The organism is Streptomyces zhaozhouensis (genome assembly GCF_900230195.1).
Classification (GTDB): Bacteria; Actinomycetota; Actinomycetes; order Streptomycetales; family Streptomycetaceae; genus Streptomyces; species Streptomyces zhaozhouensis.
On the sequence record NZ_OCNE01000022.1, the window covers coordinates 1 to 26,709 of the forward strand.

A 26,709-nucleotide genomic window follows, 5' to 3' on the forward strand; every position below is an offset into this window, starting at 1 on the left:
GTGTGCGACACCCCCGGGGTGTTCTCCACAAAGCTGGTGATCAACCAGTTGAGGTTCTGCGCCGCCTGGCTCATCGGGCTCACACTAACGCTCCTACTGATAGGTGGGGCCTGAGCCCCGGTCTGTGTGGCCGGCCGAAGAGCCGGCCTGGCGCCCCTGCTGGATGCCACGACGGAGGTTGGTCAACCGGCCACGGACGTCGTCCGGACGCCGGGAGACCTGCGGTCCGGTCTGGGGGGCCTGCTGTTGCGGCTGCGCCGCCCCCGCGACCAGGTTGGCCCGTGGCACCCGCTTGGGCAGCCCTGACGTGGTGACGCCACCCGCGCTCGGCTGGCGCAACTGCTCCGCCTGACGCCAGCGTTCGTCGTTGGGCGAGGACCGCCAGGTCGCCGGTCCCGCGCCGGGTTCCGGCGTCTGGGCCGGCGGGGCGACCGGGCTGGCCGGTCCGTCCGGACGGGCGGGCGGGGCGTCGTGCGACTGCCGCGCGGGCGCGGCGGGCGCGGCGGGGGGCTCGGGGGCGGCCGGCCGCGGCTCGGGCGGGCGCGGGCTCGGTGGCTGCGGCGCCTGGTACCGCGGTTCCTGCGACTGCGGCTCGGCCGGTGGCGGGTACGCGCGGCGGGTACCGAACCAGGTGGACTCCATCTCCTCGAAGATCGGGGTCCGTTCGTTGCCGCGGGGCGGCTCCTGCGCCGGCAGGGGCGCCGTCAGCTCGTCCTGCGAACGCTGCCAGGACGAGGCGCGGTCGCCGCCGGCGGGCGGCAGGCTGGGCCGCTCCTCGCGCGCGGGCAACTGTTCGGGCGCGCGGTAGTCGCCGGTCGGGAACTCCCCGGTGGGGTACTCGGCGGGCCCCGGCGTCCGCTGCTGGTAGCCGCCGGCGCCGAACTCGCCGGTGCGCCGCTCCTCGCGGGGGGCGGACTGGGCGGAGCGGCCGGGCGGCAGGCCGAAGACGGATCCCTCGTCCGCGCCGGGGCGGGGGCCGCCGTCGGGGCGGGGCGCCTCGTCGGGGCGCGGCGCCTGCTCGTACCGCTCGTGCGGCGACTGCCGCTGCGGGGGCTGGGGGCGTTCGGCGTCGAACCGCTGCCGTTCGGCGCCCTGGTACTCCCCGGCGGGAGGGGCGTCGTGGCCACGCGGCGCGTCGAACGCGTTGCCCACGGACGGTATTCGCGCGGTGTCGTCGCCGCCCGTGGCCCAGCTGGGCCGGCCGGCGGCCGGCTGCTGCGCGGCGGGGGGCGGCGTCGGCGCGGGCGGCGGCGTCGGCGCGGACGGCTGCGTCGGCGCGGACGGCTGCGGGGACTCGGCGCGCTGCGGCTCGGGGCGCTCGTCCTGCTGCGGGAAGGGCGCCGTGCGGCTGCCGGGGGCCTGGCGGCCGTCGGCGCCGGGGCGCGAGGGCAGCGCCGGCCGGTCGGAACGGCTCGGCAGCCCCGTCTCCCGCTGGGCGCCCTCGGGCTTGCCGAGCGAGGGGCGCCGCACCGGCGGGGTGTCCGGCTGCATCGTGGCCGAGGTGGTGCCGACGCCCGCGGCCCGCCCGGGACCGCCGGGCCGGGGCCTGCCGCCCTGGGCCACGTCGGCGGGCAGCATGACCAGCGCCGTGGTGCCGCCAGAGTCGGAGGGGCGCAGCTGGATACGGATGCCGTGCCGCAGGGACAGCCGGCCGACCACGAACAGGCCCATCCGGCGGGAGACGGAGACGTCCACCGTCGGCGGGTTGGCCAGCCGGTCGTTGATCTCGGCGAGGTCCTCGGGCGAGAGGCCGATGCCGGTGTCGTGGATCTCGACCAGCACCCGCCCGTCGGGCAGGGCGTGACCGGTGACCTTGACCTTGGTCTGCGGGGAGGAGAACGAGGTGGCGTTCTCCAGCAGCTCGGCGAGCAGGTGGACGAGGTCGTTGACGACCCGGCCGGCGACCTCCGTCTTGGGGACGGCGCTCAACTCGATGCGCTCGTACTGCTCCACCTCGGACGCGGCGGCACGCAGCACGTCGACCAGCGGCACCGGCCGGGTCCAGCGGCGCCCCGGCTCCTCGCCGGCGAGGACCAGCAGGTTCTCGCCGTTGCGGCGCATTCGGGTCGCGAGGTGGTCGAGCTTGAAGAGCGAGGAGAGCTGGTCGGGGTCCGCCTCGCGGGACTCCAGCTCGGAGATCAGCGACAGCTGCCGCTGGATCAGGCCCTGGCTGCGGCGCGAGAGGTTGGTAAACATCGCGTTGACGTTGCCCCGCAGCAGCGCCTGCTCACCGGCGAGGCGGACCGCCTCCTGGTGCACGTCGTCGAACGCCTGGGCCACCCGGCCGATCTCGTCCCTGGTGTGGACGCCGACCGACTCCACCGAGGTGTCCACGTCGCCGGGCTCGGCCTCGGACATCTGCTTGACGACCTCGGGCAGCCGGGTGCGGGCCACCTCGGTCGCGGTGTCCTGGAGGCGGCGCAGCGAACGCACCATGGAGCGGGCCACCACGAACGCGCCGACCAGCGAGATCCCGAGGACGAGGAGCACGATGGCGCCGTTGATCAGCGCGTCGCGCTGCGCCTCGTCGCGCAGCTCACGGGCCTGCTCCTGCATCTCGGAGAGCAGGGTGAGCTCGATGTTGCCCATCGCTTCGATCTTGGTGCGGTCCTGGTCGTACCAGTTGCGGTACGTCCGCTCCTCGGTGCGGATGCCCTCCTCGGCGGAGAACACCCGCTGCGCGAAGTCGTCAGCCGCCACGATGTTGGCGATGCCGCCCTCAAGGGGCGAGAGCAGGGTCCGGACCTGGTCGGAGTCGCCGTAGATCTGGCCGAAGTTGTCGATCGCGACTTCTTCGCCGATCAGGTGGGTGCGGCCGTACCGCCAGTCCGACTCGGACAGCTCGGCCTGGCCGCCGGGCAGCTCCGCGCGGGCCAGACCGGCGGTGATCACCGCCCGCTGGATGGAGGCGTGCTCCTTCGCGGAGGAGAACGCGGCCAGCGCGCGGGTGCTGCGGATCATGTCGCCGTTGTTGGTGGCCTGCGCCATGTCCTGCGACAGGTTCAGCAGGGCCTCGATGACCTCGCTGTACTGGGTGATCGTCTGCGAGGCGTAGCTGGGGTCGTCGTAGGCCCCGTTGCGCACCTGGCTCAGCTCGTTCAGCCGACGGGCGATGTCGTGGATGGTGGCCTCGACGCCACGCATCGACTCGTCGTAGCTGTTGATGTCCAGACGCGCGTCACTGAAGGCGTCGATCGCCTCGTCGGTGTGCTCCCTGGAGCTGATGACCTCGTCGCTGTTGGGGTTGTCACCGCTGACGATCGGGCCGGCCGAGCGGTCGCGCTCCTCCTGGAGCGCGGCGGCCAGCAGCGTCGCCTGCTGGGTGATGTCGGTCAGCAGCTGCATGTCCTCCAGCTGCTCGACGTTGTCCAGCGACTGCTCGATACGCAGCGCGCCCATCACGGTGGCCGCCGCCACGGGCAGCGCGATCAGGGAGACCAGGCGGGCGCTGATGCGCCAGTTGCGCAGGGCCAGTCGCGAACCGGCGCTGATCGGGCGCCGGGGGGCGCCGCCGGAGGGCGCGTCAGGGCTCTCGGGGGTCGATCGCTTCCCGGAGGGCAGATCCTTGCCGTCCGCCGCCGGCCGCGCCGGCTCGGCACCGGGAGTAGGCGCGAGGGAAGAGCCGCGATCTGTCGCGTCGCCCTGCCCCGCGTCCCCCGCGGCACTGCCTTCCTTCTTGAAACGTCCCTGCACTAGCGTCGCAACCTCTGGACCAGGCGTCTCGCCGCGAGCGCGGCGGACGGTATCGAGCCCGGGGCAGTCGGAGCCCCGTGACGGTCGTTCGGGCAAACCGGGCGGATGGAAGTGGCTGGATCGGACTGTCGAGTGACGCCGGTGTGCGCCCACACAGCCCGCTGACCCGCGCGGTTGCGAGGAATTCCAGCACAGTGGCCGATCTCCAACAAGGGCCCGGGATACTCCTGTGACATCTATGACGCTGCGAAGGCGGACTGTCACCTGGCGTGCACAGAGTGCGGGAGAAACCGGACTTTCGGCCACAGCATCACCATCGAATCCTCACGCGCGCCCGGGAGTCGACCCGCCCCGAAGGCGCTTCGGTTCGAGTCCCCGCACGCGGGGCGATGCTCAATGCCCCGGAATGCCCGTCTTTGCCCCGTACCTCGTGAGGAAACTCACACCTCACGGGCGTCTACCACCCCACCTTCGCCGGGTAACCGGCGCATAGCCTCGCTTTACAAAGCTTCCCGGACTGACAAGGCTGACACACCGTGAAGACCACGCTGCTCACACACTCCCTCGCCAATCCTCGGCGCACCACCTTGGCACACCTGAACGACACCAGCGCACTCACCCCCGCGGAACTGGCGCCCGCAGGTGACCCCGCGCTGCCGGCCAGCACGGCCAACCCGCGTCGCACGGTGCTGGAGAAGGGCCAGGAGCCCTCGTCGGCCGGTTCCTTCGTCCTGGTGGACTGATTCCGGCGGGACATGGTTCGGCGGTTTGCCGGTTCCGGCAGCGGCCCGTCCCCCCGGACGCCGCCCCGACAAGCGCACCGCCCGGACACCCACGCGAGAAACCCCCGCGCCCCTGCGAAGACAGGGACCGGGGGTTTCGCGTGTGTACGCGGTACGTCAGGCGGTGCGCCGAAGGGTCGACCGGCTCAGCCCTGCCAACTGTGCGGGGCGCGGTAGGCGCTGGCCCGCTCCAACCGCCGCCAGCCGGCGGTCGACTGACCGGGCGCCGCGGCCTCGGCCGGGACACCGCCGCGGGCGGCGCGGGCCAGCAGCAGCGCGGTGACGGCGGCCAGCTCCTCGTCGCTGGCCGCGCCCTTCTCCACCCGCACCAGTCGCGGGTCGGTGGACTGCACGTTCATCGGTGACTTCCTCACTCGGCCTGGTCGGGGCCGGGTCACTGCGGCGGGTTGCCGTGCTTGCGGGCGGGCAGGTCTGCGTGCTTGCTGCGGAGCATGGACAGCGCGTGGACGAGCACCGTGCGGGTCTCCGCCGGGTCGATCACATCCTCCACCAGACCGCGCTCCGCGGCGTAGTAGGGATGCATCAACTCCGCCTTGTACTCCTTGACCATCCGGTCGCGCATCGCGTCGGGGTCCTCGGCGGCGGCGATCTGACGGCGGAAGATGACGTTGGCCGCGCCCTCGGCGCCCATCACGGCGATCTCGTTGCTCGGCCAGGCCAGGGTCAGGTCGGCGCCGATGGACTGCGAGTCCATCACGATGTACGCGCCGCCGTACGCCTTGCGCAGCACCAGCGAGATCCGCGGGACGGTCGCGTTGCAGTAGGCGTAGAGCAGCTTGGCGCCGTGCCGGATGATGCCGCCGTGCTCCTGGTCGACGCCGGGCAGGAAGCCGGGGACGTCGAGCAGGGTCAGGATCGGGATGTTGAACGCGTCGCACATCTGGACGAAGCGCGCCGCCTTCTCCGAGGCGTGGATGTCCAACACCCCGGCGAGCGACTGGGGCTGGTTGGCGACGATGCCGACGACCTGGCCGTCCATCCGGGCCAACGCGCAGATCACGTTGGTCGCCCAGCGCTCGTGGACCTCCAGGACCTCGCCGTCGTCGACGAGCTCCTCGATAACCGCGCGCATGTCGTAGGGGCGGTTGCCGTCCAGCGGCACGAGGTCGACCAGGGAGTCGCAGCGTCGGTCGGCCGGGTCCTCGGTCGGGGACGACGGCGGGTTCTCCCGGTTGTTCGCCGGGAGGAGGGAGAGGAGGAAGCGGACCTCCTCCAGGCAGGTCTCCTCGTCGTCGTAGGCGAAGTGCGCCACGCCCGAGGTGCCGGCGTGGACGTCGGCGCCGCCCAGGCCGTTCTGGGTGACCTCCTCGCCGGTGACGGCCTGCACGACGTCGGGGCCGGTGATGAACATCTGCGCGGTGTCACGCACCATGAAGACGAAGTCGGTCAGCGCCGGCGAGTAGGCGGCGCCGCCGGCGCAGGGGCCCAGCATCACGCTGATCTGCGGGATCACGCCGGAGGCGCGGGTGTTGCGCTGGAAGATACCGCCGTACCCGGCGAGCGCGGAGACGCCCTCCTGGATCCGGGCGCCCGCGCCGTCGTTGAGCGAGACCAGCGGGGCGCCGGCGGCCAGCGCCATGTCCATCAGCTTGTGGATCTTCGCCGCGTGGGCCTCGCCCAGCGCGCCGCCGAAGATGCGGAAGTCGTGGGCGTAGACGAAGACCGTCCGGCCGTGGACCGTGCCCCAGCCGGTGACGACGCCGTCGGTGTAGGGGCGCTTGTTCTCCAGGCCGAAGCCGGTGGCGCGGTGCCGCCGGAGCGCTCCCACCTCGTGGAAGGAGTCCTCGTCCAGCAGCAGACCGATGCGCTCGCGGGCGGTGAGCTTGCCCTTGGCGTGCTGCGCCTCGGTGGCCTTCTCCGAGGGACCGGCGAGGGCCTCGGCGCGGATCGCCAACAGCTCGGCCACCCGGCCCCGGGTGTCGGTGGCGGCTGGCGCCTCGGGGGCTGCGGTATCGGCGTGATCGGTCATGTATAGACCCTACGAAACCCCGCTCCCCTGGTCTCTCGTCGGGTCCTCACAGTCTCCTCCGGCAATTCATGGTCGCGCTGCACAGAACCGGAGGGGTTGAGTCAGGTTGGTGCCCGGACCGAACAGAAGGCCCCCGAGGGCATTTAGAGGAATCCCACAGGCGCCCGGCGGGCGTCGCCGGCGCTCCCCCGCGTCCGCGCGCCGGCGCCCGCCCGCTCGGTCCCCGGCGTGCTCACTCCTCGGGGCGCAACCCGGCGCGCAGCAGGCCGTAGGTGTAGGCATCGTCCAACGCCTGCCAGGAGGCGGCGATCACGTTGTCGGCGACCCCCACCGTAGACCACTCGGCCCGCCCGTCGCCGCTGGTGATCAGGACGCGGGTGGTGGACTGGGTGCCGGACCTGCCCTCCAGGATGCGGACCTTGTAGTCGATCAGCTGGATCCGCGCCAACTGCGGGAAGGTGCGCTCCAACGCGGTGCGCAGCGCCTGGTCCAGCGCGTGGACCGGCCCGTTGCCCTCGCCGGTGGCCAGCACGCGCTCGCCCTTGGCCCACAGGCGCACGGTGGCCTCGTTGACCATTCCGCCGTCGGTCCTGTGGTCGGTGATGGTGCGCCAGGACTCCAGCTCGAAGAAGCGCCGCCGGGCACCGGCCGCCTCGTCGCGCAGCAGCAGCTCGAACGAGGCGTCGGCCGCCTCGTAGGTGTAGCCCCGCCGTTCCTGTTCCTTGATCCTGGCCACCACGCGGCCGGCCAGCGCGCGGTCGCCCTCCAGGTCGAAGCCCAGCTCGCGGCCCTTCAGCTCGACGGAGGCGCGGCCGGCCATGTCGGAGACCAACATGCGCATGGAGTTGCCGACGCATTCCGGGTCGATGTGCTGGTAGAGGTCGGGGTCGACCTTGATGGCCGAGGCGTGCAGACCGCCCTTGTGCGCGAAGGCGGAGACCCCGACGTAGGGCTGGTGGGTGGCCGGGGGCAGGTTGACCACCTCGGCGATGGCGTGCGAGATCCGGGTCATCTCGGTGAGCGCGCCCGGGGGCAGCACCCTGCGGTCGTACTTCAGCTCCAGGGCCGCCACCACGGGGAAGAGGTTGGCGTTGCCGACCCGTTCGCCGTAGCCGTTGGCGGTGCCCTGCACATGGGTGGCGCCGGCGTCGACGGCGGCCAGGGTGTTGGCGACGGCGCAGCCGCTGTCGTCCTGGGCGTGGATGCCGAGCCGCGCGCCGGTGGCGGAGCGCACGGCGCGCACGGTGGCGTCGACGCGCGCCGGGAGCGCGCCCCCGTTGGTGTCGCAGAGCACGACCACGTCGGCGCCGGCCTCGGCGGCGGCGCGGACGACGGAGAGGGCGTAGTCGGGGTTGTCGGCGTAGCCGTCGAAGAAGTGCTCGCAGTCGACGAAGACCCGGCGACCGTGCGCGCGCAGGTGGCGCACGGTGTCGGCGACCATCGCCAGGTTCTCCTCCAGCGTGGTGCGCAGCGCGAGTTCCACGTGGCGGTCGTGGGACTTGGCCACCAGCGTCACCACGGGGGCGTCGGAGTCGAGCAGCGCGGCGACCTGCGGGTCCTCGGCGACGTCGACGCCGGCCCTGCGGGTCGCGCCGAAGGCGACGAGCCGCGCGTGGCGGAAGTCGATCTCGCGGGCGGCGCGCTGGAAGAACTCGGTGTCCTTCGGGTTGGCGCCCGGCCAGCCGCCCTCGATGAAGCCGACGCCGAAGTCGTCGAGGTGGCGGGCGATGGTCAGCTTGTCGGCGACGGTGAGGTGGATGCCCTCACGCTGGGCACCGTCCCGCAGCGTGGTGTCAAACACGTGGAAGTCGTCGTTCGGAAGCTGGGGCGAAGCGGCATCCGTCGTCATGGGCCTGGGACTCCTGTGGTCTGCGTGTCGTGAGGCGGCGTGGTCGCCCTCGCCCGGCGCTCCCGCTCCGGCCTGGTGGGCCGGAAAACGAAAAGACCCCTCGCGGGTGCGAGAGGTCTGCGCGCGGGTCTGGGACCGAGTGTCCGCTGCCGCTTCCTGGGTGCGGTGCGGAGGTCACTGCCGACCGGCGCGCTGGTCACCAATAATGATGGCGAACGAGAGCACGCCCGCAGTCTGCCACGGGGGTCGGGGGCCGCCCAGCCGCGTCTCACCATCCGGACCCGGCGGGCAACGGGTCCGGACGGCGGGCGACGGACGGGTCAGCGGATGCGGTGCATCCAGCCGTAGGGGTCGGGGCGCTGGCCGGTCTGGATGCCGAGCAGCTCGGCGCGCAGGCGCTGGGTGATCGGGCCCGGCTGGCCGTCGCCGACGGTCCAGTCGCCCTCGGCCGAGCGGACCGAGCCGACGGGGGTGATCACAGCGGCGGTGCCGCAGGCGAAGACCTCGCTGATGGTGCCGTCGGCGCTGCCCTGGCGCCAGTCGTCCGTGGAGATCTTGACCTCGCCGGTGGTGTGCCCGAGGTCGCTGGCGATCCGCAGCAGCGAGTCGCGGGTGATGCCGGGCAGCAGGGTGCCGGTGAGCTGCGGGGTGACGATCTCGGCGTCCTCGCCCTCGCCGCGGACGAAGTAGAGGTTCATCCCGCCCATCTCCTCGACCCAGCGGCGCTCCACGGCGTCCAGCCAGACCACCTGGTCGCAGCCGTTGCGGGTGGCCTCCGCCTGGGCGAGGAAGGCGCCGGCGTAGTTGCCGCCCGTCTTCGCCTCGCCGGTGCCGCCGGGGGCGGCGCGGACGTAGTCCTTGGAGAGCCAGACGGAGACGGGCTTGATGCCGCGCGGGAAGTAGGCGCCGGCCGGGGAGGCGATCACCATGAAGGTGTACTCGTTGGCCGGCCGGTTGATGCCGAGGCCGACCTCGGAGGCGAACATGAACGGGCGCAGGTAGAGCGTCTGTTCACCACCGGACGGCACCCACGCCTCGTCCTGGCGGACCAGGACGTCGATCGCCTCGACGAAGGTCTCCACCGGCAGCTCCGGCATCGCCATCCGGCGCGCGGAACGCTGGAAGCGCTCCCCGTTGGCCTCCGGGCGGAAGACCGCCACCGTGCCGTCGGCCTGGCGGTACGCCTTCAGTCCCTCGAAGATCTCCTGGGAGTAGTGCAGCACCATGCTGGCCGGGTCCATGGACAGCGGCGCGTACGGCTGGAGCCGCGCGTCGTGCCAGCCGCGGCCCTCGGTCCAGCGGATGGTGACCATGTGGTCGGTGAAGTGGCGGCCGAAGCCGGGGTCGGCCAGCGCCGCCTCGCGGTCCGCGTCGGAGACCGGCTGGGCGGAGGGCTTGAGGTCGAAGGGGAGAGAGGGCGTCGTCATGGTGAGCGCGTTCCTTCACTGAGTGTCGAGGCGGACCGCGACCCGCGCCCGGGCAGCAGTAGTAGTAGGAAGTCCGAGCATCGGGACACACAAGAGTGACATATCCGAGGCGGGGAGGGCACCGTCGGGAGACGACGGCGCTCCGCGGCGGGGCGCGCGCCCCGCGCCCTCAGCGGGTGCGGTCCTGGGAGGTTCCCACGGAGGGATGGCACCCGGCGGCGGACAGGCGTCGGCCGCCGGGCGGTGGCCCGGCGGCCGTGGTGACGGCTTCCGGGCGGGTCAGGCGGATACTCGGGCCGCCAGCGCGTCACCGATGGTCTCGGTGGTGCGCGGCGAGTCCGCGTCGCGCTCGGCGAGGTCGGCCGTGACGGCGTCCTCGATCCGGGCCGCCTCGGTCTCGTGGCCGAGGTGACGCAGCAGCAGGGCGACGGACAGCACGGTGGCGGTCGGGTCGGCCTTGCCGGTGCCGGCGATGTCCGGGGCCGAGCCGTGGACCGGCTCGAACATGGAGGGGAAGGCGCCGGTGGGGTTGATGTTCCCCGAGGCGGCGAGCCCGATGCCGCCGGTGATGGCGGCGGCCAGGTCGGTGAGGATGTCGCCGAAGAGGTTGTCGGTGACGATCACGTCGAACCGCTGCGGCTGGGTGACCAGGAAGATGGTGGCCGCGTCCACGTGCAGGTAGTCGACCTGGACGTCGGGGTACTCCTCCGCGACCCGGTCCACCGTCCGCTTCCAGAGGTGGCCCGCGTGGACCAGCACGTTGTTCTTGTGGACCAGGGTGAGCCGCCTGGCCGGCCGGGCGGCGGCGCGCGCGAACCCGTCGCGGACGAGCCGCTCGACGCCGTAGGCGGTGTTGAGGCTGACCTCGGTGGCCACCTCGGCCGGCGTCCCGGTCCGCATCGAGCCGCCGTTGCCCACGTAGGGACCCTCGGTGCCCTCGCGGACGACCACGAAGTCGATCTCGGGGCGGCCGGCGAGCGGCGAGGGGGTGTTCGGGAAGAGCCGGCTGGGGCGCAGGTTGACGTAGTGGTCGAACGCGAAGCGCAGCTTCAGCAGCAGCCCGCGCTCCAGCACCCCGGAGGGCACGGTGGGGTCGCCGATCGCGCCCAGCAGGATGGCGTCGTGGCCCTTGAGGCGCTCCAACTCGGCGTCGGGGAGGGTCTCCCCGGTCCGGTGCCAGCGGCTGGCGCCCAGGTCGTAGGTGGTGGTCTCCAGCTTCGCCTCGGCCGGAAGCGCCGCGCGAAGGACCTTGAGCCCCTCGGCGACCACCTCAGGGCCGATGCCGTCACCGGGGATCACCGCGAGATCGATACCGCTAGCCATGCCCGCACCCTAGGGCCGTCCCATTTTTTGAGGAGCCGGCGTCCACGATGCGGACGGAGCGGTCACTCCTCCACGGCGCCGCCGTTGTCCCTGCGGTCGAGCGCGGACTGGAGGGCGGTGGCGGCGTGCCGGCGGGCGGCGATCCGGGCCGCGCGGGCCTCGGCCCTGGCCTGGCTGCGGGCGGTCGGCCGGTCGACCGACCCGTCGTGGACGGGGAGTTGGGCGACGGCGGTGACGGCGGGGGCAGTGGCGACTGCGGTGGCGTCCATGGCGGTCAGCTCCAGAGGTGGGATGGGCCGCTTCCGGGGCGACGGCGCCCCGATGAGGGAAGGGTCCACTGTTGGGTTCCGACAAAGTTCGCCGGACCCTCGGTGGGACCTCGTCCAAAATAGCCCGGCCTCGCGACGCTGTCTGCCTAAATGCTTGACCGTCCTACTATCTGAGACACGGACGGCCCCCCACCGTTACCGACGGGACCTGTGGGGCCCGTGGGACGGGTGGGGGGCCGAACCGGCCGCCGGGGTCGAGGGGTCACCCCATGTGCGGATACCGGTAGTCGGTGGGCGGGACCTGCGTGTCCTTGATCACCCGGGGGGAGACCCAGCGCAGCAGGTTGAACTTCGAGCCCGCCTTGTCGTTGGTGCCCGAGGCGCGTCCGCCGCCGAAGGGCTGCTGGCCGACGACGGAGCCGGTCGGCTTGTCGTTGAGGTAGAAGTTGCCGGCCGCGAACCGCAGCCGCTCGCTGACCTCGGCCTCCAGCGCGCGGCCCCGGCCCAGAAACGCGCCGGTCAGCGCGTAGTCGGCGACCGACTCCATCTGGTCGAGCATGGCGTCGAAGTCGTCGTCCTCGTAGACGTGGACGGCGATGATCGGTCCGAAGTACTCGGTGCGGAACACCTCGTCCTCCGGGTCGGAACAGGTGAGCACCGTGGGCCGGACGAAGTACCCCACGCTGTCGTCGTAGGTGCCGCCGGCGACGATCTCGCAGTTCGGGGCGGCCTTGGCCCGTTCGATGGCGTCCCGGTTCTTGGCGAAGGCGCGCTCGTCGATCACGGCGGCCATGAAGTTCCCCAGATCGGTGGGGTCACCCATGGTCAGCCCCTCGACCTCCGCCCTCAGCTCCTCGCGCAGCCCGCCCTCCCACAGCGAACGCGGGACGTAGGCGCGCGAGGCGGCCGAGCACTTCTGGCCCTGGTACTCGAAGGCGCCGCGCACGATCGCGGTCCGCAGCACCGCCGGGTCGGCGGTCGGGTGGGCGACGATGAAGTCCTTGCCGCCGGTCTCCCCCACCACGCGCGGATAGCTCCGGTAGCCGTCCAGGTGCTCGCCGACGCCCCGCCACAGCGCGCGGAAGGTCGCCGTGGAACCGGTGAAGTGGATGCCGGCCAGCTCCGGGTGCGGCAGCGCGACTTCGGAGACGGCCAGGCCGTCGCCGGTGACCAGGTTGATCACCCCGTCGGGCAGGCCCGCCTCCTCCAGCAGCCGCATCAGCAGCACGGCGGAGTGGGTCTGGGTGGGCGACGGCTTCCAGACCACCACGTTGCCCATCAGCGCGGGCGCGGTCGGCAGGTTGCCGGCGATCGCGGTGAAGTTGAACGGGGTGATCGCGTAGACGAAGCCCTCCAGCGGCCGGTGGTCCATCCGGTTCCAGACGCCCTTGGGCTGCACCGGCGGCTGCTCGGCCAGGATCTCGCGGGCGAAGTGGACGTTGAACCGCCAGAAGTCGATCAGCTCGCACGGTGCGTCGATCTCGGCCTGCTGCACCGTCTTGGACTGGCCCAGCATCGTGGAGGCGGCGATGGTCGCCCGCCACGGTCCCGACAGCAGCTCGGCCGCGCGCAGGAAGATCGCGGCGCGGTCGTCGAAGGAGAGCGCGCGCCAGGCGGGCGCCGCGGCCAGCGCCGCGTCGATGGCGTCCCTGGCGTCCTGCGCGGTGGCGTCGCCGTAGGTGCCGAGCCGGGCGGCGTGGCGGTGCGGCTGCACCACGTCGTGGCGCTCGCCGCCGCCCATCCGGCGCCGCCCGCCGATGGTCATGGGCAGGTCGACGGGGTTCTCGCTCAGCTCCTTCAGCTCGCGCTCCAGCCGGGCGCGCTCCGGCGAGCCGGGCGCGTAGCCCAGCACCGGCTCGTTGACCGGCGTGGGGACGTGGGTCACAGCGTCCATGCCGTTTCTCTCCTTCGGGGTGCCGCGGTCGGATGGGCTCGTGTGGGTCAGTTCCTGGTGGCCAGGGAACGGGCGAAGAAGGCCAGGTTGGCCGGGCGCTCGGCCAGCCGCCGCATGAAGTAGCCGTACCAGTCGGTGCCGTAGGGCACGTAGACCCGCACCCGGTGGCCCTGCGCCGCCAGCCGGCGCTGCTCGGCGTCGCGGATGCCGTACAGCATCTGGAACTCGTAGGCGTCCAACGCCCGCCCCGCCCGCTTCGCCAGCTCCTCCGCGACGGCGACCAGCCGGGGGTCGTGGGTGGCGACCATCGGGTAGCCCTCGCCGGTCATCAGCAGCCGCAGGCAGCGGACGTAGGCCAGGTCGACCTCCGCCTTGCGCTGGAAGGCCACCTCGGGCGGCTCCCGGTAGGCGCCCTTGACCAGCCGGACGCGGGCGCCGGTCGCCGCGAGACGGCGGGCGTCGTCCTCGGTGCGGAAGAGATAGGACTGGAGCACCGCTCCCGTCTCGGGGTGCTCGGCGCGCAGCGCCTCGTGCACGGCCAGGGTGGAGTCCACGGTGGTGTGGTCCTCCATGTCCAGGGTGACCGCCGTGCCGGCGGCGGCCGCCGCCGCGACCACCCGGGCGACGTTGCGGTGGGCGATGTCATGGCCGTCGGGAAGCGCCTGGCCGAAGGCCGAGAGCTTCACCGAGAGCTCGGCCCGCTCGGCGACGCCGGCGGCGGCCAGCTCGTCGACCAGCTCCAGATAGCCGTCGCGGTTGCGGATCGCCTGGAGGGGGTCGGTGACGGACTCACCGAGGCGGTCGAGGGTGACGGTCAGCTCCTGGGAGAGCAGCGTCCGGGTCGCGTCCAGCGCGTCGGGCAGCTCCTCGCCCGCGACGAAACGGTCCACGACGGGGCGGGTCAGCGGCGTCGACGACACCAGCCGCCGCACGCGTTCACTGCCGGCGGCTGCCAGCAGCACGGGTCCCAGCACGGGCACCTCCCGAGGTCGGCCGAACGGATCGGCGATGCGGTACCAGCCGGTCGACGCCACCGTAGGACCGCGCGGGCCCGGCGCCTATCGACAGCTGTCGAGCGCCGGGTCGACGGGGTTCAGACATCTGTATGAGACTGCACGAGAATGGTGGCCAAGCAGCGCCACCGGCGCGAGACGAGAGGTGACGAACGGGGGATGCGCACCGCTTACCAGCAGCTGATCGACGAGGTCTGCGCGCTGCTCGACGCCCCGGCGACGTTGGAGGGCAGGGACTTCCGACTGATCGCCTTCGGCGCCCACGACAGCGACGACGACCTGGCGCTCGACCCGGTCCGCACCCGTTCCATCCTCGGGCGCGGCTCCACCGCCGCCGTCCGGGCGTGGTTCGAGGGCTTCGGCATCACCACGGCGCACGCCCCCGTACGCATCCCGCCGGAGCCGTCCGCCGGCGTGCGCACCGGGCGGCTCTGCCTGCCCGTGCGCCACGGCGGCGTGGTGTACGGCTACATCTGGCTGCTCGACGACGGCGCGCTGCGGCTGGACGATCCCCGGCTGGACGAGGCGATGGCGATCGCCCGCCGCGCCGGCGCGCTGCTGGCCGAGGACGCGCGCGGCGGCGCCCGGGTGGGGAACCTGCTGCACGCGCTGCTGAGCGGCCACGCCGACGAGGGCCCGGCGCCCGCCGAGGAACTCGCCGACGCGCTCGGCCCGGCCGCCGAGGGACCGCTGGTGCTGCTCGCCGTCGCCCCCTGGGAGGCGGCGCACGAGCTCCCGGCGACACCGCCCGGCGCGTTGGCGCTGACCACGCTGCCCGGACAACGGGCGGGCGCCGCCTGGGCGTTGGCCGCGCTGGCCCGACCGCCGGCCGCCCGCGCGCTGGCCGGAAGGCTGGGGGTGAACACCGGGCGCGGGCCGCGCGGCGGGCTGAGCGCGGCGCGGCACGCGGTCGCCGAGCTGCCGGCGGCCTGGCCTGAGGCGCTGGGCGCGGCGCGCGCCGCCGGCGCGTCGGACCGCTTCGGGGCGCTCGCCGAGTGGGCCGGGATCGGCCCGTACCGGCTGCTGACCGCGCTGCCGCCCCGGCTGCCCCCGGACCCGGCCGTGCTGCCGCTGCTGCGGCCCGAGCACCGCGAACTGGCCCACACCGCCGAGACGTTCCTCGACCACGCCGGGCAGGCGACCCGGACGGCCGAGGCCCTGGGCATCCACCGCCAGACGCTCTACTACCGCGTCTCCCGCATCGAGCAGCTCACCGGCCTCGACCTCGACGAGGGCGAGGACCGGCTGCTGCTCCACCTCGCGCTGAAGACGGCGGGCTGGTGAGAGCCCGAGCCGGTCCGGGACGCCGGTGAGGGCCCGAGCCGGCCGGGGAGCGGCGCCGGCGCGCGTCTCCGCCCCGCGCCACCGCCGAGGGCGGCGTCCCGGCAGGGTCCTGCCACGGCTCCCGCTCTCTGGCGTCGGGCCCTGTTCCCCGCCTGAACTCACCAGTAGTCTCCCCGCAGTTGCCGGGTGAGCGTGGAGGCGCACGGATGGCGGAGCCGACGTTCGGTGTGCTGGGGCCGCTTCAGGTGAGGGCCTCCGGCGCGCCGGTGCACATCGGCGGACCGAAGCCGAGGGCCGTCCTCGCCACGTTGCTGCTCCAGCCCGGCGGGTTCGTCTCCCTCGACCTGCTGACGGAGGTGCTGTGGCCCGGCGGCGCGCCCCGGTCCGCCGTCGCCAACGTCCGCACCTACGTGCGCATGGTGCGGCAGGCGCTGACGGCGGCCGGCGTGTCCACGGCGGCGCTGCGCACCGGTCCCTCGGGCTACGCGCTGGAGGTCGCGCCGGACGACAGCGACATGCTGCTCTTCGAGCGGCTGCTCGACCAGGCCAGGGCCGCGGACGACTGCGGCGACGACCCCGCCGCGCAGCGCGGCTACGAGGCGGCGCTGGCCCTGTGGCGCGGCGCCGCCCTCCAGGACCTGCCGTCCAGCGTGGTGTGGGACGCGGCGGTCACCCGGATCGAGGAGTTGCGCTCCTTCGCCGTCGACAAGTGTCTTGAGGTCCGGCTGCGCCAGGGGGACTACGCGCCGCTCGTCGCCGAGTTGCGCACCCGGCTGATCCAGGACCAGCTGCGGGAGGACCTGTGGCGGATGCTGGTGCAGGCGCTGCACGGCGCCGGCCGCACCACCGAGGCCCGCGCCGCCTACGCCGAGGCCGAACGGACGCTCGCCGTCGAGCTGGGCGTCGAGCCCAGCGGCCCGCTGCGCGCGGTCGGCGCGGAGATCAACGGGTACGCGGTGAGGCGGCGCGCCAGGGCGCAGGTGCCGGTGTGTCAGCTCCCCATGGACGTGGAGGACTTCACCGGCCGGTCCCGTGAGGTCGCCGTGCTGGAGGCCCGGCTGTCGGCGGCGGGACGAGCACCGGTGGTCGTGGTGGTCTCCGGGCCGCCGGGTTCCGGCAAGTCGACGCTGGCCGTGCACGTGGCCCACCGGGTGCGCGCGGCCTTCCCCGACGGGCAGCTCTTCGTGGACCTGGGCGGGCTGAGCGGCCGGCCGCGCGAGCCGGCCGACGTGCTGGCCGAGATGCTGCGCGGCCTCGGCGTCATCGACAGCGCCATCCCGGCCGAACTGGGCGAGCGCGCCGCGCTGTTCCGCTCGCGCCTCGCGCAACGCCGGTTCCTCATCGTGCTGGACGACGCCGCGGACGGTGCGCAGGCCCGCCCGCTGCTGCCCGGCACCGGCGGCTCCGCGGTGCTCGTCAGCTCGCGCCGCCGGATGCCGGGGCTGCCCGGCTACCACTGCCCCCTCGGCGTGCTGCCCCTCGACGACGCGCGAGCGCTGCTCGCCGGCATCGTGGGGGCCGACCGGCTGCGGCTGGCCGGCCCGGACGCCGACCGGGTGATCACCGGTTGCGGGGCGTTGCCGCTCGCGGTGCGGATCGCCGGCTCCCGGCTCGCGAACCACCCGGGGTGGACCGTCGGCACGCTCGCCGACTCCCTGCACGACGAACGCGGCCGGCTCGACCAGTTGCAGACGGGCGAACTGGAGGTGCGGGCCAGCGCCGAACTGAGCTACTTCCATCTTCCCGGCCCCGCGGCGGAGACCTTTCGCGTCTTCGGGCAGCTGCCCGACGAGCCGGTGGCCGGCTGGCTCATCGCGGTGGCGGCCGGCGGCGCCGAGGAGCCGGCCGACGGCCTCGCGACGCTGCTCGACGAGCACCTGGTGGAGGTGGTGGCCACCGACCGACTCGGGCTGCGGCGCTACCGTATGCACGCCCTGTTGCGCTGCTACGCCCAGGAGCTCGCCGACGAGGAGGGTCCCGAGGTCCGGCTGCGGCGCCAACTCCGGCTGCTCGACGCCCTGATCGCGCTCACCCGCTGCGCCAACGCGGCGATGCCCACGCGGTTCCTCGGCGTGCTCGGGACGGCGGTGCCGCCGACCGGCCCGGCCACCGCCGTCGCCGAAGTGGTGCGCGCCCAGCCCGTCGCGTGGTTCGAGACCGAACGCCGCCTCCTGGTCGCCGCCGTGGAGTCGGCGCTGCTGCTCGGTCAGGTCTCCAGGGCGGCGGAGCTCGCCATCGAGATGGCGAGCTTCTTCGACATGCGCGGCTACTACGGCGACTGGCTGCGCACCCACCGGCTGGTGCTCGACGCGATGCGCGCCCCCTCCCGGGACTCGCCGGCCGGCGCGCCACACGCCACACCGGTCGACGCCCGCGCCGCGGCCCTGCTCCGCAACCTGGGCCAGCTCCATCTCTACCAGGACCGGTACGCCGACGCCCTCGCCGCGTTCGTCGCCTCACGCGAGATCTTCGCGACGCTCGGCTGTCCCTCGGGCGAGGCGGTCGCCGCGGTGGGGGCCGGCTCGGTCCACCGGGTCCTGGGCGACCTCGACGCCGCGCTCCGCACGTTCACCGAGGCGTTGCACGGCTTCGGTGCGGCCGGCGACCGGCACGGGGAGGCCGTGGCCCGCAACGCCATCGCCTCGGTGTGGCTGGAACGGCGGGACCTGGACGCCGCCGCGCCCTGGCTGGCCGGTGCCCTGGAACTCTCCCGCGACCTCGGGGACCGGCACCGCGAGGCCCAGGTGCGGCGCCGGATCGCGGTGCTGCACGAACTGCGCGGCGAGCCCGGTGCCGCCTGCGTCGAGCTGGAACGCGCGCTGGGCATCTTCGACGAGTTGGCCGACACCCACTGCGCGGCCTATGTGCAGCAGAGCATCGGGGAACTGTGCCTGCGGCAGGGCGACGCCGGCAAGGCCGCGGCGCTGCTGGTCGACGCGCTCGCCGTGCAGCGACAGCTCGGTGACCGCAGGGCGGAGGCGCGGGTGGCGTGCCTGCTGGGCGAGTTGCACCGCGCGACCGGCCGGGAGCACTCGGCGCGGCGCTACTTCCACCGTTCCCTGTCGACCTGGCGCCGGCTGGACGTGCACGACCAGGCCGAGTTGGTGGACGCCAAGCTCCGCGCGGTCCACTGAACGCCGCGCCGACCGGCCCGGCCCGCCCCGGCGACGGGGCGGGCCGGTCGGCCGTGGACGTCAGCAGTTGTTCCGGCTCCGCTGAGTGCGCTTGAGGCCGTCGGACCAGGTGACGCCCTGCACCACGGCGACGACGACCGAACCGTTCTGGATCTGCTCGTAGTGCAGATGCGGCGAGAGCTGGTACTTCGCGGACGTGGCGCCGACCCTACCGATGCGCTGCCCCCGCGTCACCTGGGCACCCACCTGGACGCCCCGGGACTTCAGGTGCGAGTAGCGGGTACGCCAGCCGCCGCCGTGGTCGATCACGATGGTGTTGCCGTAGCCGGTGGTCGTGGAGTAGTGCGAGGAGACGACCTTGCCCCCGGCGCTGGCCAGCACGACCCGGCCCAGGTCGTCGGGGTTGCCGTTGGCGTCGTAGTGGTTCCAGTCGATGGAGTGCGCCGGGCTGTGGCCGTGCCAGTTGGAGCCGGTCCACACCTGGTCGCAGCGGAAGGGCATCCGGAACGCGGGACGAGCGAGGGTGTCCACGTCCTGGGACCCGACGGACGACGCGTCCTGCGGCGCGGCACCCGCCAGCGGAGCGGCGACCAGCACCGCGGTGATCGCGCCCAGAGCCGCCCACAGTCGGCGGGAACGTCTGCGCATGGGTAACTCCCCTTGATTCGGTGACGCCTGAGTCGGTGACGCCGTGAGTCGGTGACGTCGTGATGCAAGCGGAGGCGCATACAAAACACGTACATTCCCCGAGCTCCGGGGCCCGCCGACGAGACCGGTGCGCCCGTCCGTCCGGTTCGCCCACGCGCGAGGGCTGTGTGCCGCCCCCCGGCGCTCATACGATGTCGGGCGACGACGGTTGCCCGGTTGTCCGGGTATCCGGGCGCCCGGGTATGAGGGGGGAACGGGTGACGGGGTCAGCAGCTCAGGTCAGGCCACTCCAGCCGCAGGATCCTCGTGACGTCTCGGGGTATCCGCTGCGGGGACGGCTCGGGGCCGGGGGGATGGGCACGGTCTATCTGTCCCACACCCGGGGCGGGCGGCCGGTGGCCGTGAAGGTGGTGCACCCGCAGCTCGCCGAGGACCCGCTGTTCAGGCGGCGGTTCGAGCAGGAGGTCAACGCGGCGCTGCGGGTGCGAGGCCGCTATCTCGTGCCGGTGCTGGACAGCGACACCTCGGGAGCCGTTCCCTGGGTGGCCACCGACTACGTGCCCGGCCCCTCACTGGCCTCCGGGGTGGCCACGCACGGCAGGCTCTCCCCCGAGGCGGCGCTGCGGCTGACGGCCGGCGTCGCGCACGCGCTGGCGGCCATCCACGAGGCGGGGGTGGTCCACCGGGACCTCAAACCCGGGAACGTGCTGCTGGCCGAGGACGGGCCGGCCGTCATCGACTTCGGCATCGCGCGGGCGGCCGACGCCACGTCGTTGACGGGCACCGACGTGCGGGTGGGCACGCCGGCGTTCATGGCACCGGAACAGATCGAGGGCGCCGCCCCGGCGACCCCGGCGGTGGACGTGTTCGCGCTCGGCCTCACCGTCCACTTCGCCGCGACCGGGACCCACCCGTTCGGAGAGGGGGCGACGTCCGCGCTGCTCTACCGCATCGTCAACGGGCGCCCCGACCTGTCCGCCTGCCCGTCCGCACTGCGGGAGCTGGTCGGCGCCTGCCTGGCCAGAGATCCGGCGGCCCGGCCGACGCCCGCGGACATCGTGGGGACGTGCCGGCGCCTGGGCGAGACGATGGGGCTGGCCAGCCCGCTCCCGTCGACGGGATGGCTCCCGGAGGCGCACACGACCGTGCCCGACGTTCCCGCACCGCTGCCCGAGCAACCGCGAGTGCCCCCGCAGGTGCCCCCGTTCATGCCTCCGGGCGTGATGTCGGCTCCCGCGCCCGCACCCCTCACCGAGTACCCGGCCGGAGCCGGAAGGCCGAGCCACCCGCCCGCGACCGGGCACGGCAGCCGCACCGCGACCGCGACCGCGGCGATCACGCTGGCGCTGCTCTCCCTGCCGGGGCTTCTCTACCTGGTCCATCTGATCACCGAGTTCGAGAGCCTGTCCGTGGGTCCGCCCGCGTTGATACGGGCGCATCTGGCGTTGGGCGTGATCGAGATCGCCGCGCTTCTCACGGGGGCGCTGCTGCTCTCCCAGCGCGTCTCGGCCGGACGATGGGTGACCGTGGTGGCCGGAGGCGCGGTGGCCCTCCAGGGCGCGAGCGCCGTCCCGTTCTTCTACTCGACGGGCGGAGACCTGGCGTTCGAGTCGCCTCCCCCGCTCCCCTCCTACTCCGTCATCTTCTTCGTCATCATGCCGCTGGTGGCGGCGCCGGCCCTCGCCGCCGCGATCACGGCGGGGCACCCGTCCACCGGCCGCTGGCTGCGCCGCGATTAGCCGGCGCCGCCGTTTCCCACGCGGGTGCCCCACGCCCGCCCCCACCCCGTTACTCCTGCTCCTCCCGGTCTGCGCGCTGCCGGAGTACCCGCTGGAGGAGGAGACCGACGGGCCGCGCTGGAAGACCGAGACCCTGGTCGCCACGGCGGCCGGCCGGCCGTTCGTCTGGGTGGACGACGAGATCGGCGCGTCGGACCACGAGTGGGTGGCCGCACACCGTCGGGGACCGGCCCTCTTGCACCGCGTCGATCCGCAACGTGGCCTGCTGGAACGGGACTTCGTCGTCCTCGGCGACTGGCTGCGCGACGTCGGCGCCGCCGACTGACCGCGGGACCGGCACCGCGTGGACGACCTCCACCGCCCCGCACACCTCGGTCCGGCTGGGTCCGCGCGGGCGGTTTACGCCCGCGCGTCGAGCGGCTATGTTCGGGCGAACGGAATGGGAGCGCTCCCATCCATGCCAGTCGTCCCGAGAGGAACGATCCATGCGCACCCCACACGTGGCGCAGTCCCCCACATCCCCCGCCCCCCGTCGGCGCCGGAGGGCGCCGCTCGCGCTGGCCGCCGCGGCGGCGGTCGGCGGGTTGGTCGCCGGCCTCACGCTCGCCTCCGGCGCGCACGGCACGGCTGCCGCGGCCCTGCCCGACGACACCGTGTTCCACAACTACCCGGCCAACGTGCACGGTTGGGTCGAGGAGAACCCCGACGACCCCAGGACCCCGCTGATCGCCGAGCGGATAGCCAGCCAGCCGCAGGCGGTGTGGTTCGCCAACTACGAGCCGGCGACCGTGACCGAGGAGGCGAGCGCGGTCACCTCGGCCGCGTCGGCGGCCGGCGAGGTCCCGGTGCTCGTCTCGTACATGATCCCGAACCGCGACTGCGGCGGCGCCTCCGCCGGCGGCGCCCCCGACTTCCCGTCCTATCTGGACTGGGCGGAGAGCTTCGCCGCCGGGCTCGGCGACGAGCCGGTGCTGGTGATCCTGGAGCCGGACTCCCTGGCGTTGACCACCTGTCTCGACGACGCGGAGCGCGCCGAGCGGTTCGCGTCGCTGGCCGGAGCGGCGGACCGCATCCACGCCGCCAACCCCGAGGCCAGGGTCTACTTCGACGCCGGCCACTCCGGCTGGCACGACCCGGCCACCATGGCCGGGACGCTGCGCGAGGCCGGCATCCTGTCGAGCGGTGACGGCATCTACAGCAATGTCTCCAACTACCGGGTGACCGGCGAGGAGACCGCGTTCGTCGAGGGGGTGCTCAACGAGCTGGGCGACCCGGAACTGACCGCCGTCATCGACACCAGCCGCAACGGAAACGGCCCGGACGGCGAGGAGTGGTGCGACCCGCCCGGGCGACTGATCGGGGAGAACCCGACGGCGAACACGGGCAACGCGCGCGTCGACGCCTATCTGTGGGTGAAGCTCCCGGGCGAGCTGGACGGATGCGCCGGCCCCGCGGGCTCGTTCTCGCCGGACATGGCCTACGAGCTCGCCGGGGGGAACTGACCCCGGCCGATCGCCGCGCTTCCCGACGACCGGCGTCGCTCCTTCCCGGGGGCGGCGCCGGCCCCGTCCCGGGGGGAGGGCACGGACAGCCTTCCTACCGGTACGGCCGTGCATGATACGGAAACCGACAACTTCTGTCGCCTCGGGTCATCCGTCCTAGCGTGGAAGGAGAAAGTGCCCACGGGCGAGCGCCGCGAGGAGGTCGGGACATGAAGGCCGTGCAGTACCGGGAGATCGGAGCCGCGCCCGAGGTGGTGACGCTGCCCGACCCGGAGCCGGGTCCCGGGCAGGTGCTGCTGCGGGTGGCGGCTGCCGGGGTCTGCCATTCGGACATCGCGCTGATGAGCTGGTCGGCGGAGAGCTTCCCCTACCCGCTGCCGTTGACCCTCGGCCACGAGGGTGCCGGCACGGTGGTGGCGCTCGGCGACGGGGTGCGCGGGATCGAGGAGGGCGACAGCGTCGCGGTCTACGGCCCCCAGGGCTGCGGCCGCTGCGTCAAGTGCGCGCAGGGCCGGGAGAACTACTGTCTGCGCGCCGCCGAACTGGGCATCTTCCCGCCGGGACTGGGCGCGCCCGGCGCGATGGCGGAGTACCTGCTGGTGGACGACGCCAGGTTCCTCCAGCCGTTGCACGGCCTCGACCCGGTGACCACGGTGCCGCTGACGGACGCCGGGCTGACCCCGTACCACGCGATCCGCCGCGCCCTGCCCAAGCTGGTGCCCGGCAGCACGGCCGTGGTGATCGGCGCCGGCGGGCTCGGGCACGTGGCGATCCAGCTGCTGCGGGCGCTGACCCCGGCGCGGGTGGTGGCGCTGGACGTCTCGGAGGAGAAGCTGGCGCTGGCCCGCGACGTCGGGGCCCACGAGGTGGTGCTCTCCGACGAGCGCGCCGCAGAACGGGTGCGGGAGCTGACCGGCGGGCTGGGCGCCGAGGGCGTCTTCGACTTCGTGGGCGCCGAGCCGACCACGGCCCTGGCCGGATCGGTCGCCGCCGTGGAGGCGGACGTGGCGATCGTCGGCCTCGGCGGGGGCGCGGTGCCGGTGGGGATCAACACCACCGCGTTCGACGTGGCCGTCGCCGCGCCCTACTGGGGCAGCCGGAGCGAGCTGGCCGAGGTGCTGGAGCTGGCGCGGGCGGGCGCGGTCGAGGTGCGGGTGGAGACCTACTCCCTCGACGAGGCGCCGGCCGCCTACGAGCGGCTGCACGCCGGCAAGGTCAACGGCCGCGCGGTGATCCTCCCCAACGGGTGAACGCGGGCCCGGTACGGGTCCGCCGCCCGGCGCGGGTGGTGGTCCGTGCCGGGCGGCGGAGTGCGGAGGGAGGCGGGGCGCGCCGGGCGCGCTCCGCCTCAGTCGTTGAGGTCGACGCCCCTGGCGGAGGTGGCGCCGATCTCCTCGGCGACCTCGCTGAGCACGCCGGACGGGATGGTGCCGTCCACGGTGAGGACGATCAGCGCCTCCCCGCCCTCCTCGGCGCGGGCGACCTGCATCCCCGCGATGTTGATCTCGGCCTCGCCCAGGATGCGGCCGAGGGTGCCGACCACGCCGGGCCGGTCGCCGTAGCGCAGGAACGCCATGTGGTCGGCGACCGCGAGGTCCACGGTGTGCTCGCCGATGCCGACGATCTTCTGCTGGTGCTTGGGGCCGGCCAGGGTGCCGGAGACCGAGATGACCTGGCCGTCGGTGAGGGTGCCGCGGACCGTGATCAGGTTCCGGTGGTCGGGAGACTCGGAGCTGGTGGTCAGCCGCACCTCGACACCGCGCTCCTGGGCGAAGAGCGGCGCGTTGACGTAGGAGACCGTCTCGGCGACGACATCCTCGAAGACGCCCTTGAGCGCGGAGAGTTCGAGCACCTTGACGTCGTGCTGGGTGATCTCGCCGCGCACCTCGACGTCGAGCCGCTGGGCGACCTCGCCGGCCAGCGCGGTGAAGATCCGGCCGAGCTTCTCGGCGAGCGGCAGCCCGGGACGCACGTCCTCGGCGATCACGCCGCCCTGGACGTTGACCGCGTCGGGGACCAGCTCCCCGGCGAGGGCCAGGCGCACGGAGCGGGCGACGGAGATGCCGGCCTTCTCCTGGGCCTCTCCCGTCGAGGCGCCCAGGTGCGGGGTCCCCACGACCTGGTCGAACTCGAAGAGCGGCGAGTCGGTGCACGGCTCGGACGCGTAGACGTCGAGGCCGGCGCCGGCGACCCGGCCCTCCTTGAGGGCGCTGTGCAGCGCGGCCTCGTCGACGATGCCGCCCCTGGCCGCGTTGACGATGCGCACGGAGGGCTTGACCTTGTGCAGCGCCTCGTCGCCGATGAGCCCCAGGGTCTCCGGGGTCTTCGGCAGGTGGACGGTGATGAAGTCGGAGGTCTCCAGCAGCTCGTCCAGGGTGAGCAGTTTGACGCCCAGCTGGGCGGCGCGCGCGGCCTGCACATAGGGGTCGTAGGCGACGATCTTCATGCCGAAGGCGGCCATCCGCTGGGCCACCAGCAGACCGATCCGGCCCAGGCCGACGACGCCCAGGGTCTTCTCGGACAGCTCGACGCCGGTGTACTTGCTGCGCTTCCACTCGCCGTTTTTGAGCGCGGCGTTGGCCTGGGGGATGTTCCGCGCGGTGGCGATCAGCAGGCCGCAGGCCAGCTCGGCGGCGGTGATGATGTTGGAGGTCGGCGCGTTGACGACCATGACGCCGGCCTTGGTGGCGGCGGCGACGTCGACGTTGTCCAGGCCCACGCCGGCACGGGCGACGACCCGCAGCCGGCCGGCGGCGGCGATGGCCTCGGCGTCGACCTTGGTGGCGCTGCGGATCAGAATGGCGTCCACCTCGGCGATGGCGCCCAGCAGTTCGGCGCGGTTGGCGCCGTCGCAGTGCCGGATCTCGAAGTCCGGCCCCAAGGCGTCAACCGTGGCGGGGGAAAGCTCTTCGGCGATGAGTACGACGGGCTTGCTCACTGGGTCTCACTGGTCCTTTGCGGAAGGCCGCGTCCCGACGGCCGTCGACGGGGTGGAGGAGAGGTGGGGCGGGCAGCCGCGTGGAGACGCACGACGCTGTGAGCCTGTGACGCGCTTGTGTCTGGCAGTGTATCGGCGCCGTGTGGGCCCGGCGGTCGCCCGCCGGACCCACCGCTCGGACGAGCGAACTCCCGTGGCCCTCACGGAGATCCGCCCGTCGCTCAGGCTTCCTCGTCCACCCAGCTCATGAGCTTGCGCAGCTCGCGGCCCGTGGTCTCCAGCAGGTGGTCGCCGTCGGACTTCTTGTACTCGTTGTAGCGCGGCAGGCCGGCGTTGTACTCGGCCATCCAGTTCTTGGCGAAGCTGCCGTCCTGGATCTCGCCGAGGATGCGCTTCATCTCGGCCTTGGTGTCGGCGTTGATCAGACGCGGGCCGGAGACGTAGTCGCCCCACTCGGCGGTCTCGGAGATGGACCAGCGCATCTTCTCCAGGCCGCCCTCGTACATGAGGTCCACGATCAGCTTCAGCTCGTGGAGGCACTCGAAGTAGGCGATCTCCGGCTGGTAGCCGGCCTCCACCAGGGTCTCGAAGCCGGCCTTGACCAGCGCCGAGGTGCCGCCGCAGAGCACGGCCTGCTCGCCGAAGAGGTCGGTCTCGGTCTCCTCGGTGAAGGTCGTCTTGATCACGCCGGCGCGGGTGCCGCCGATCGCCTTGGCGTAGGAGAGGGCCAGCGCGAACGCGTTCCCCGAGGCGTCCTGCTCGACCGCCGCGATGCAGGGCACGCCGCGCCCCTCCTCGTACTGGCGGCGCACCAGGTGGCCCGGGCCCTTGGGGGCGACCATGCAGACGTCCACGCCGGCGGCGGGCTTGATGAAGCCGAACCTGATGTTGAAGCCGTGGCCGAAGAAGAGCGCGTCGCCCTCCTTCAGGTGCTCGCGCACGGACTCCTCGTAGACCTTGGCCTGGATGGGGTCCGGGACGAGGACCATCACCACGTCGGCCTCCGCGGCGGCCTCGGCCGGGGTGACGACGCGCAGGCCCTGCTCCTCCGCCTTGGCGCGGGACTTGGAGCCCTCGTGCAGGCCGACCCGGACGTCGACGCCCGAGTCGCGCAGGGACAGCGCGTGGGCGTGGCCCTGGCTGCCGTAACCGAGGACCGCGACCTTGCGGCCCTGGATGATGGACAGGTCGGCGTCGTCGTCGTAGAACAGCTCGGCCACTTCG

The 26,709-nt window shown here is 73.3% G+C and carries 19 protein-coding genes and 1 pseudogene; 7 read left to right on the plus strand and 13 right to left on the minus strand.

Annotated features, from left to right (window positions below):
* Together CRP51_RS24080 and CRP51_RS24085 are read right to left on the minus strand one after the other, a co-directional pair.
* Positions 1–83: pseudogene (locus CRP51_RS24080) on the minus strand (roadblock/LC7 domain-containing protein); the annotation flags it as partial.
* A gap of 10 nt (positions 84–93) precedes the next feature.
* The gene (locus tag CRP51_RS24085) at positions 94–3,693 is read right to left on the minus strand and encodes a sensor histidine kinase (protein WP_097233431.1); all 3,600 of its coding nucleotides are present in this window, start codon (positions 3,691–3,693) and stop codon (positions 94–96) included.
* Between the two features lie 536 nt (positions 3,694–4,229).
* Between CRP51_RS24085 and CRP51_RS24090 the strand changes: the two genes are divergently transcribed.
* Positions 4,230–4,436, plus strand: coding sequence for a hypothetical protein (locus CRP51_RS24090; RefSeq protein ID WP_097233432.1), 207 nt, complete (start codon positions 4,230–4,232; stop codon positions 4,434–4,436).
* A 185-nt stretch (positions 4,437–4,621) separates the two neighbouring features.
* Here CRP51_RS24090 and CRP51_RS24095 read toward each other — a convergent pair whose 3' ends face one another.
* The 8 genes from CRP51_RS24095 to CRP51_RS24130 form a co-directional block, all read right to left on the minus strand.
* A complete protein-coding gene (locus tag CRP51_RS24095; RefSeq protein ID WP_097233433.1) occupies positions 4,622–4,834 on the minus strand; it encodes an acyl-CoA carboxylase epsilon subunit in 213 nt (70 codons plus the stop codon).
* A gap of 35 nt (positions 4,835–4,869) precedes the next feature.
* Positions 4,870–6,465 carry an acyl-CoA carboxylase subunit beta gene (locus tag CRP51_RS24100; RefSeq protein WP_097233434.1) on the minus strand — a complete coding sequence of 532 codons (1,596 nt, stop codon included), beginning with the start codon at positions 6,463–6,465 and terminating at the stop codon, positions 4,870–4,872.
* 232 nt (positions 6,466–6,697) lie between these two features.
* Positions 6,698–8,314 (minus strand): citramalate synthase, encoded by a 1,617-nt coding sequence (cimA, locus tag CRP51_RS24105; RefSeq protein ID WP_097233435.1) that lies wholly within the window; start codon positions 8,312–8,314, stop codon positions 6,698–6,700.
* Positions 8,315–8,634: 320 nt separating this feature from the next.
* Positions 8,635–9,741 (minus strand): branched-chain amino acid aminotransferase, encoded by a 1,107-nt coding sequence (locus tag CRP51_RS24110; RefSeq protein ID WP_097233436.1) that lies wholly within the window; start codon positions 9,739–9,741, stop codon positions 8,635–8,637.
* Positions 9,742–10,020: 279 nt separating this feature from the next.
* Positions 10,021–11,064 (minus strand): 3-isopropylmalate dehydrogenase, encoded by a 1,044-nt coding sequence (locus CRP51_RS24115; RefSeq protein WP_097233437.1) that lies wholly within the window; start codon positions 11,062–11,064, stop codon positions 10,021–10,023.
* A 62-nt stretch (positions 11,065–11,126) separates the two neighbouring features.
* The gene (locus tag CRP51_RS24120) at positions 11,127–11,333 is read right to left on the minus strand and encodes a hypothetical protein (RefSeq protein ID WP_097233438.1); all 207 of its coding nucleotides are present in this window, start codon (positions 11,331–11,333) and stop codon (positions 11,127–11,129) included.
* Between the two features lie 262 nt (positions 11,334–11,595).
* Positions 11,596–13,227: an L-glutamate gamma-semialdehyde dehydrogenase gene (pruA, locus tag CRP51_RS24125; protein ID WP_097233439.1), complete on the minus strand. Its 1,632-nt coding sequence runs from the start codon at positions 13,225–13,227 to the stop codon at positions 11,596–11,598.
* A gap of 47 nt (positions 13,228–13,274) precedes the next feature.
* The gene (locus CRP51_RS24130) at positions 13,275–14,201 is read right to left on the minus strand and encodes a proline dehydrogenase family protein (protein WP_097233440.1); all 927 of its coding nucleotides are present in this window, start codon (positions 14,199–14,201) and stop codon (positions 13,275–13,277) included.
* Between the two features lie 198 nt (positions 14,202–14,399).
* Between CRP51_RS24130 and CRP51_RS24135 the strand changes: the two genes are divergently transcribed.
* Together CRP51_RS24135 and CRP51_RS24140 are read left to right on the plus strand one after the other, a co-directional pair.
* Positions 14,400–15,524, plus strand: coding sequence for a PucR family transcriptional regulator (locus CRP51_RS24135; protein ID WP_097233441.1), 1,125 nt, complete (start codon positions 14,400–14,402; stop codon positions 15,522–15,524).
* Positions 15,525–15,730: 206 nt separating this feature from the next.
* Entirely contained in the window at positions 15,731–18,658 is a 2,928-nt protein-coding gene (locus CRP51_RS24140; RefSeq protein ID WP_097233442.1) for an AfsR/SARP family transcriptional regulator, read from the plus strand.
* A 60-nt stretch (positions 18,659–18,718) separates the two neighbouring features.
* Here CRP51_RS24140 and CRP51_RS24145 read toward each other — a convergent pair whose 3' ends face one another.
* Complete coding sequence (locus CRP51_RS24145; protein WP_097233443.1) at positions 18,719–19,306, minus strand: M23 family metallopeptidase; 588 nt, start codon at positions 19,304–19,306, stop codon at positions 18,719–18,721.
* A gap of 242 nt (positions 19,307–19,548) precedes the next feature.
* Between CRP51_RS24145 and CRP51_RS30125 the strand changes: the two genes are divergently transcribed.
* The 4 genes from CRP51_RS30125 (at position 19,549) to CRP51_RS24165 (ending at position 23,797) form a co-directional block, all read left to right on the plus strand.
* Entirely contained in the window at positions 19,549–21,045 is a 1,497-nt protein-coding gene (locus tag CRP51_RS30125; protein WP_097233444.1) for a protein kinase domain-containing protein, read from the plus strand.
* 169 nt (positions 21,046–21,214) lie between these two features.
* The gene (locus CRP51_RS28960) at positions 21,215–21,370 is read left to right on the plus strand and encodes a hypothetical protein (protein WP_170970654.1); all 156 of its coding nucleotides are present in this window, start codon (positions 21,215–21,217) and stop codon (positions 21,368–21,370) included.
* Positions 21,371–21,530: 160 nt separating this feature from the next.
* Positions 21,531–22,547 carry a glycoside hydrolase family 6 protein gene (locus CRP51_RS24160; RefSeq protein WP_097233446.1) on the plus strand — a complete coding sequence of 339 codons (1,017 nt, stop codon included), beginning with the start codon at positions 21,531–21,533 and terminating at the stop codon, positions 22,545–22,547.
* A gap of 209 nt (positions 22,548–22,756) precedes the next feature.
* Positions 22,757–23,797, plus strand: coding sequence for an NAD(P)-dependent alcohol dehydrogenase (locus tag CRP51_RS24165; protein ID WP_097233447.1), 1,041 nt, complete (start codon positions 22,757–22,759; stop codon positions 23,795–23,797).
* Between the two features lie 98 nt (positions 23,798–23,895).
* Here the strand turns inward: CRP51_RS24165 and serA are convergent, their stop codons facing one another.
* Positions 23,896–25,485 (minus strand): phosphoglycerate dehydrogenase, encoded by a 1,590-nt coding sequence (serA, locus tag CRP51_RS24170; protein ID WP_097233448.1) that lies wholly within the window; start codon positions 25,483–25,485, stop codon positions 23,896–23,898.
* Between the two features lie 221 nt (positions 25,486–25,706).
* Complete coding sequence (gene ilvC / locus CRP51_RS24175; RefSeq protein ID WP_097233449.1) at positions 25,707–26,705, minus strand: ketol-acid reductoisomerase; 999 nt, start codon at positions 26,703–26,705, stop codon at positions 25,707–25,709.
* Between the last annotated feature and the right edge of the window lie 4 nt (positions 26,706–26,709).